Source organism: Vibrio sp. 1069 (genome assembly GCF_033340555.1).
In genome coordinates this window covers 1-559 of record NZ_JAWOWP010000761.1, presented here as the reverse complement: position 1 = coordinate 559, position 559 = coordinate 1, and the positions used below count along the sequence as shown (strand labels likewise).

The window sequence follows — 559 nt, the reverse complement described above, 5'->3', positions numbered from 1 at the left end:
AACACCATTGGCGAAGGGATTCAATTTCCTGTCGGCGATACGTTGGATATCGAGTATGCACTTGAACGGCGAGAATGCTCAGGCGTCTGGAACAAGTTAAAAGGTAGGAAGCCAGGGTCGGTGAGGTTGGGGCATGCTCGGGAACGATATGGTCTGCCTGCTTATCAACCGCATCACGCATTAACGGATGCATTGGCGACGGCAGAGTTGTTTCAAGCTCAGTTGCAATATCACTTTAACCGAGACATGCCAATTTCTGCTATTTGGCAATAAATGTTATTTACCTTAAACACAAAAACATCAAATGATCGATGGAGGTGTTTCCTTTTAAGATGCTAATGAGAGCTACTACTTTAAGAAAATACATATACTTAAACTTGTGCTTGGTGATGTGAACTAATCATCACTCAAACTCCTACAAAGTATTTAAATTTGGTCACGTATTGTTAAGGAGATTATTCGTGAGCACCGACAATAATGGTGGGATTAAACGTCCCGATGGAAAGGTAAACGCGATAGATACTGACTATCAGATTGGTCAGGATAACGTTGCGTTAAA

General features: G+C 41.9%; 1 pseudogene. It reads left to right on the top strand.

Annotated elements, in window-relative coordinates:
• A pseudogene (locus tag R7040_RS28910) lies at positions 1-273 on the top strand (3'-5' exonuclease); the annotation flags it as partial.
• Positions 274-559: the final 286 nt, after the last annotated feature.